Origin of the sequence: Methanobrevibacter sp., from assembly GCF_045541095.1 — an archaeon.
In the GTDB taxonomy this organism is placed as follows: Archaea; Methanobacteriota; Methanobacteria; order Methanobacteriales; family Methanobacteriaceae; genus Methanocatella.
On record NZ_JAZQIJ010000041.1, the window covers coordinates 1 to 6498 of the forward strand.

At 38.2% G+C, this 6498-nt stretch carries 8 protein-coding genes and 1 pseudogene; all 9 read right to left on the bottom strand.

What is annotated here, in order from left to right; genetic code table 11:
• Positions 1-5: 5 nt before the first annotated feature.
• Positions 6-932: a hypothetical protein gene (locus tag ACKI2P_RS01785; RefSeq protein WP_407374535.1), complete on the bottom strand. Its 927-nt coding sequence runs from the start codon at positions 930-932 to the stop codon at positions 6-8.
• A 125-nt stretch (positions 933-1057) separates the two neighbouring features.
• Positions 1058-1456 carry a PaaI family thioesterase gene (locus tag ACKI2P_RS01790; RefSeq protein ID WP_407374536.1) on the bottom strand — a complete coding sequence of 133 codons (399 nt, stop codon included), beginning with the start codon at positions 1454-1456 and terminating at the stop codon, positions 1058-1060.
• Between the two features lie 51 nt (positions 1457-1507).
• The gene (locus ACKI2P_RS01795; protein WP_407374537.1) at positions 1508-2128 is read right to left on the bottom strand and encodes a cytochrome c biogenesis CcdA family protein; all 621 of its coding nucleotides are present in this window, start codon (positions 2126-2128) and stop codon (positions 1508-1510) included.
• Positions 2129-2554, bottom strand: coding sequence for a thioredoxin family protein (locus ACKI2P_RS01800; RefSeq protein ID WP_407374538.1), 426 nt, complete (start codon positions 2552-2554; stop codon positions 2129-2131). It lies immediately after the preceding gene.
• A 220-nt stretch (positions 2555-2774) separates the two neighbouring features.
• On the bottom strand, positions 2775-2897 hold the full coding sequence (locus tag ACKI2P_RS01805) for a hypothetical protein (protein ID WP_407374539.1): 123 nt from the start codon (positions 2895-2897) through the stop codon (positions 2775-2777).
• Between the two features lie 73 nt (positions 2898-2970).
• On the bottom strand, positions 2971-4374 hold the full coding sequence (gene pyk, locus ACKI2P_RS01810; RefSeq protein ID WP_407374540.1) for a pyruvate kinase: 1404 nt from the start codon (positions 4372-4374) through the stop codon (positions 2971-2973).
• Between the two features lie 195 nt (positions 4375-4569).
• Positions 4570-5448, bottom strand: coding sequence for a radical SAM protein (locus ACKI2P_RS01815; RefSeq protein WP_407374541.1), 879 nt, complete (start codon positions 5446-5448; stop codon positions 4570-4572).
• Between the two features lie 8 nt (positions 5449-5456).
• Positions 5457-6110, bottom strand: a pseudogene (locus ACKI2P_RS01820) (alpha/beta fold hydrolase); the annotation flags it as partial.
• Between the two features lie 12 nt (positions 6111-6122).
• Positions 6123-6284 carry an alpha/beta fold hydrolase gene (locus tag ACKI2P_RS01825; RefSeq protein ID WP_407374542.1) on the bottom strand — a complete coding sequence of 54 codons (162 nt, stop codon included), beginning with the start codon at positions 6282-6284 and terminating at the stop codon, positions 6123-6125.
• Between the last annotated feature and the right edge of the window lie 214 nt (positions 6285-6498).

Consider the following 6498-nt stretch of genomic DNA (forward strand, 5'->3'; position numbering starts at 1 on the left):
CCGAATTATAATTTGCTTTTCAATTCTTCTAATCTGCTTAAAGGCAATTCAGTGATATTGGAAATCTCATCTAAAGAATATTTTTCATCAGATAACATTTTACGAGCAATTTCAACTTTGGAATCATTCATTCCCTGCTCAATACCTTGCTCAATACCTTGCTCAATACCTTGCTCAATACCTTGCTCAATACCCTGCTCAATTCCTCTATCAAAACTTTCATTACAAGCTTCAGTAACGCAATCAACCTTACCCATAATATCACGCTGTATCTTTTTTCTAATAGGATCCAGTTCATCAAAATACATGCTGCTTAACATCAGCAAAAGTCCATATACAGAGTTTTTAATCTCCACATTCGGAAAATCAATCAAGGACAACAAATCATTTGCCTCTTCAAACTGCTGAACAATTTCGGCTTTGTTTTTGCCCAATATAGGAGTCAATGCAAATTCAATAAGTTCCTTATCATGAAACTCTTCTTTATTTTCAATTTTTGTTTCTATATTATTAATAATTTCCTCTTTGTCCAAATCCGCCAATGAGAAAATTGGAAAAACAAAAGAATCCCAGTCATTAATGGAATATCGTGCGATTTTTGTTTTTTCTTTTGTTGAAACCACAAAAAAGACTATCTGATTGTTTTCATCATTGTTGTTAAAATCATAAGCTGAAATATACAATTTGAACAGTTTTTTCTTTACAGTACCTACAAAAGAACTTTCAAATTCAATCATGAAAATAATACTGTCAATCTTAACAATATAATCAGGCCGCATCAATGAAGGTTCAATTGCAACCTCCTCACTTGTCAGAACTTCAGCATCGGAAAAATCGACATCCATGCCAAAATTAATATCCAATATTGCAAACAGTATCTGCAAATGTTTTTTTGAAATGAATTTAAACGAAGCATCTTTTGACTGAACCATTATCTGCACCTAAAATAATATTGTTTAACCTATTATTTATAGTTAATTTTTAAAATAAAGCAATTTTATGAAGTTAAATCAATATTGAGGTGAAATAATAAAAAATAGAAATGAGTTAAAACTCATCATAACTTAAACCCGGTTCCGATAAACTGTGCAACGTCACGGCCAGTATCGTCTGAAATGTCCACATTGACAATGCTTGAGGTACGCCCGCTTTTCCTGCATGTTGCCTTTGCAATCAGCTTATCCCCTTTCGGAGCAGACAAATAATGAATGTCAACCTGCTGGGCGACTGTAAGCTGGTGGATCTGATTTGAAAGCACCGCAAATGCAAAGTCGGCCAGGGTAAAAATAACTCCTCCCATAACTCCACCGTAAGCGTTTCTGTGATTGTCGGTTATCTCCAGAGAACAGACCGCTTCGTCTTCTGTAATCTCATCAAGCACAACACCGGTTGTTACGGCAAATTGGTCCTTGTAAAAAAATTCTCTTGCTTCTTGTAATGAATTAAAGTTAGCCATTTAAACACCATTATAATTTATGTTTTAGTAGTTTATACATTTATGCCAAATTTAGACAAGAACCTTGAACGATTCCCAAAACAGATAAATCGCACCTGCAATAATCAGAAGGGCGAAAATCTTTGGAACGTATCTTGTCCTTGAGATGAGCTTTTCCAAATCTATCCTTGAAATCAGATAGCTTAAAACAAATAATGTCAGGGCAAATCCCAAAGCATAAAGGATTATATTGAAAACCGCATTGACAGCATCACCTGAGCTCACCAAAAGAGCAATGAGACTCATGAGATATGCGCTGTAGCATGGAGCCCATGAAACGGATGTCAAAACACCCAATGAGAATGAACCCAAAACGCCGTCACCTGCCTTGGCGGAAATAGCTTTGAACGGTAAATTATAGTCGAAAAGCATCATGATTCCGATTATGAAAAGTAACACTGCCGCAAGAATCCTTACATAGAACGCATAGCGATAAACCAGTGATGTGAAAAACGCCGTGAGAAATATTATCAAAACGAAAACGCTTAAAAGCCCCAATGTGAATGAGGAGATTTCCTTGACAGTTTTGCTTTTCAGGCTGAAGGCTACAAAAATCGGAATGATCGGCAGGATGCAGGGAGACAGTATCGAGATGACCCCTGTAAAAAAAGAAATGAAAGGAAGAATTTCCATCTAAATCTCCTTCAGTGCTGATAAGAATTCCTCGCTTTCCACATATCCTTCGATTTTTCCAACGTCCTTGCCCTCAGGACTTATGACATGAACCGCAGGAGTTCCGAAAACCTGATACTTGTCGGCCAGTTTATAGTCCTTGTTGATGTCAACCAAAAGCACAATGTAGTTTTCATTAAGCTCTTTTTGGACTTTGCTGTCGGAAAGGGTGTTTTCCTTGAGCATGTCACAGTAAACGCAGCTGTCCTGGTCGAATATGATTACCAGATTTTTGTTCTGGTTTTGGCTTTCATTGAATGCCCAGTCGATGTCCTGAGTGGTATTCAAGCCGGAAATTGTTGTATTTTCAAGCCCGACTGCACTGACTGCTGCAGCCATAGCCAGCACTAAAACTAAAGCCAATGCTAAAAATGTTAATTTTTTCATAAAAAATAGTTTAAAAATGAACATTAATAAATTTTGCCTTTTGAAAATAAGGACATTTAATGTCATATTGCAGGAAAATCCTACAATATCACCCAAAGCATTTAATTAATTTCATCACTTTTCAGAGGTTAAAAAACACTCTAATTTTATAAAAATAAGTAAATAACAAATTAAATTAAAAATGGAAATTATGGATCAGCCAGCAAAATCCATGAAAAAATTATTTGTTCTTACAGCACCCGAAAAAGAAATTTTTAACTTTTTTTGCAGTGGATTTCTTGTCCTCTTCGAGTTTTCTGTTTCTCTCATGCATGTTTTTTCTTGCTTCAACCATGCTGTCCATATTATCACCTCTTAGATAAATATATGTTACACCTCATAATATTTAAAGTTTAGGCATGACTAAATAAAGAGGATTATACTTCTACAATCCTCAGATAATTAGTTGTTTTTGACTCGCCAAGAGGAAATCCTCCAGTAACCACTATCAAATCGCCGTCGCTCAGATTGAATTCCTTTTTGGCAATTTTTCTTGCGCTTTCAATCATCTCATCGGTTTTTTCATATATTTCAGTTACAACAGGCTTGACTCCGAAGTTGAGGACAATCTTTTCTGCAATATGACTTGACGGACAGCACGCCATAATAATTGAATTTGGGCGCAGATTGCTGATTTTACCTGCGGTAAAACCGGTCATTGTAGGAGTCACTATCAGCTTGATGTCAGAGTATCCGACGGCATCCACAACAAGCTTTGCAATCGTATCGCTGATGCCTATTGTTCCCTTGTAGGCAACATGTTTTGAGTAGTCGATTGTTGATTCAACATGTTTGCATATTCTGGCCATTATCGAAACGGCATGTATAGGATAAAGTCCTATTGTTGTTTCACCGGAAAGCATGACACAGTCCGTACCGTCCAAAACAGCATTTGCAATATCCGTTACTTCTGCCCTTGAAGGTCGAGGATTTTCATACATTGATGCCAGCATTTCTGTTGCTACAATTGCAAACTTGCCTTTTTCACGGCATTTTCTGATTATGTCCTTTTGAAGCATCGGAAGCTCCTCCATAGCAACCTCAACACCCAGATCACCACGGGCAACCATTATTCCGTCAGACACCTCGATAATCTCGTCAAGGTTCTCGATACCCATCTGGCTTTCAATCTTTGAGATGATTGCGGCATCCCCTCCGGCATCCCTAATGATTTCACGGGCAGCAATGACATCATCTTTTGTGTTTACAAATGAAAGTGCAAGGTAATCGCAGGAATGTGAAGCGGCAAATGCTATATCCGAGCGGTCAACGTCACTTATGAAATCGAGGTTGAGATGAACTCCCGGAACGTTTATTGTCTTGTGGTCTGCGATGCTTCCATCGCCAAGAGCCTTAAGGACAACGTAATCATCTCCCTTTTCTGTAACTTCAAGCTCCAGAAGTGCATTATCCACAAGCACGGTGTTTCCAACCTGAATAAAGTCGATTGCATCATCGTGGTTGACACCGAATTCCTTCTCAGTACCTTTTCTGCAGTTTTTGGCCATTCTTATTGTATCTCCGGCCTTGAGAGTCACACCTCCATTTTCGAATGTCATTGTCCTGAATTCAGGTCCTTTGGTATCATACATTATGGAAACCGGCACGTTGCAGATTTTACGCACCTGACGAACCACATGGATAGTATTTAAAATATCCTCTCTTGAAGCGTGAGAGAGATTGATTCTGGCACAGTCCATACCGTTATTTACCATTTCACTCATGACCTCAACGGAATTGGATACTGGCCCGATTGTGCAAATAATTTTTGTTTTTTTCAAATAATCAACTCCGGAACTAATCTGATTAATAGTTTAAAAAGAAAAAGTTAAATAATTTTTGAATTAAATTTAAAAAAATTGAAATAACCATTATTTAATGGCTATCTCCTTAAAACAAGTCCTACGTTTCTTTTATCGACACATGAGCAAAACTCATATTTTATAAATGAAATCCTATCCTTAAATCCGTTGTAGTCATAATGACCGTTTGTTTTTTCTAATTTGAGCCATCCTGTCAAAGTCACCGTGCTCAAGTTCATATGCCAATGTATCGACTATATTGTTCTTTCTTTTTAAGAAATCAGGACCTGTGAGGCTTGCTGAAACCGTATGATGAGTTATGAAATAGCAGTCACATGTAAGGTTTTCGACAAATGTCTTAAGCTCCACAAGCATTTCCCTTTCAGAAAGTGGAGTGAATTCACCCCTTTGCGCTTCCTCCAGAAGAGGAGTTCCAGGAAATAGTGTAAGACCTCCTGTTCCCACAAGCATCGGATCGCACTCGCTGAAAATTTCTGCAGAGTGAACGGCATGGTCATGAGAATGTTCAAGTCCACTGACACCATTTAGAAAGCTCATCCAAAAATCAATGCCTGCATCAGAAAGCTTTCCGCACTGTTCGATAATGTCTTCGGAAGTGTAACCCTTGTTCACGCGTTTCAGTGTCCAGTCATCACCGCTTTCAACACCAAGGGAAATTTCCCTCAATCCCAGTTCCCTGAGGTTTTCAAGCTCATCTACCTTTTTGGTTTTCAAATCGGAAACTCGTGTTGCAGCGTATATATACTCAATTTCAGGCAGATACCTGTTTATAAGCTCAAGGATTGGTTTTAACTTGTTGTATGTCATCACCAGAGGGTTTGCTGATAAAAGCTGAATTGTCTTTGCATGAGGTGCCACCTGGGCAAGTTCCTTTAAGTCCTCTTCGATAATATCAAGGGAATGAGGATGGAATCTGACATCCTTATACATTGTGCAGAATTTGCATCTGTTGTGTGTGCAGCCCTGTGTGACCTGCAATAATGGAAATGTAGGCCAGTAAGGGTTTCTGTAAACGGGGTCTGTAAAATGCATATAATCGCCTAATATTTTTTTATGAATTTTTTGACTTCACAGGCAACCTCATGAGGCATTTCCCGCCATATCGCATGGGTTGTGCCTGGAAAGTCATTTTTAAGTATGAATTCGTCTTTAACGTGTTCTTTCAAGTAGCTGACGGCAACCATCGAGTACAAAGGATTGTCCGGCATGAGATATAAAAAGGGCACGGTAATCTTTTCGATTGCAGGGCGCTGGTCTAATCTGAAAAGTGAATACCAGAACGCAGCCATGGTAAACGGATCAGTCTGTTTTCTGAAAACTTCAATCATTCGAGGCACATCTTCTGGAGGAGTTTTTTTCAAATCAGGATTCATAATGTTTTTGGTGATGTGCCATGCTGCTTTGCCAGCATCATCAAAAATTAGGTCAAAGTCATGATAAAAGTCCTCATCGCTCCACTCACCCTGTGCGATTCCTCCGGACCATCTGTCATTTCGCATGTAGGGGGACATGTCACTGGCAACTATCCTTCTGATTTTATCACAGCCAAACTGATTAACATAGCTGTATATTGTTGCAGCACCCATGGAATGGCCAATTAGAGTTACCTCATCCAAATCCAGGGATTCGATGATTTCATTGAGGTCCTGACCAAGTCTCCTGACGTTCATGTGAACAGCCAGCCTGTCTGAATTTCCATGACCTCTCTAGTCATAGAGGATGATGCGGAAATCATCCTTAAACTCATTGTAGAACTCTTCGTTTACAGTTAGGGATGAATTCAGACCATGGCAGAAAATTAAAGTCTCACCTTCACCGAAATCCTCATAATAAATATTTACATCATCACTCATTGTCAAATAAGACATAATATCACTTTTAAATATCGGACTGAATGTCCTTTAGTGTTTAATGTTATGTCTGTTTGACAACACTTAAATTGTTTATCAAAAATATTGCAAGAATACCATGACCTCTTAGGTCATGGATGAATTGCACAAAAAATTACTTATCAAATGCTCTCTGAAGAACTTTAAATACCAATGAAATCTAAACTAATAAATGACAAAGTTAATCAAAACT

Excerpts from the sequence above, each read along its gene's own strand:
- ACKI2P_RS01785 (WP_407374535.1), bottom strand. The coding sequence starts at position 932 with ATGGTTCAGTCAAAAGATGCTTCGTTTAAATTCATTTCAAAAAAACAT.
- ACKI2P_RS01790 (WP_407374536.1), bottom strand. The coding sequence starts at position 1,456 with ATGGCTAACTTTAATTCATTACAAGAAGCAAGAGAATTTTTTTACAAG.
- ACKI2P_RS01795 (WP_407374537.1), bottom strand. The coding sequence starts at position 2,128 with ATGGAAATTCTTCCTTTCATTTCTTTTTTTACAGGGGTCATCTCGATA.
- ACKI2P_RS01800 (WP_407374538.1), bottom strand. The coding sequence starts at position 2,554 with ATGAAAAAATTAACATTTTTAGCATTGGCTTTAGTTTTAGTGCTGGCT.
- ACKI2P_RS01805 (WP_407374539.1), bottom strand. The coding sequence starts at position 2,897 with ATGGACAGCATGGTTGAAGCAAGAAAAAACATGCATGAGAGAAACAGA.
- ACKI2P_RS01815 (WP_407374541.1), bottom strand. The coding sequence starts at position 5,448 with ATGCATTTTACAGACCCCGTTTACAGAAACCCTTACTGGCCTACATTT.
- ACKI2P_RS01825 (WP_407374542.1), bottom strand. The coding sequence starts at position 6,284 with ATGTCTTATTTGACAATGAGTGATGATGTAAATATTTATTATGAGGAT.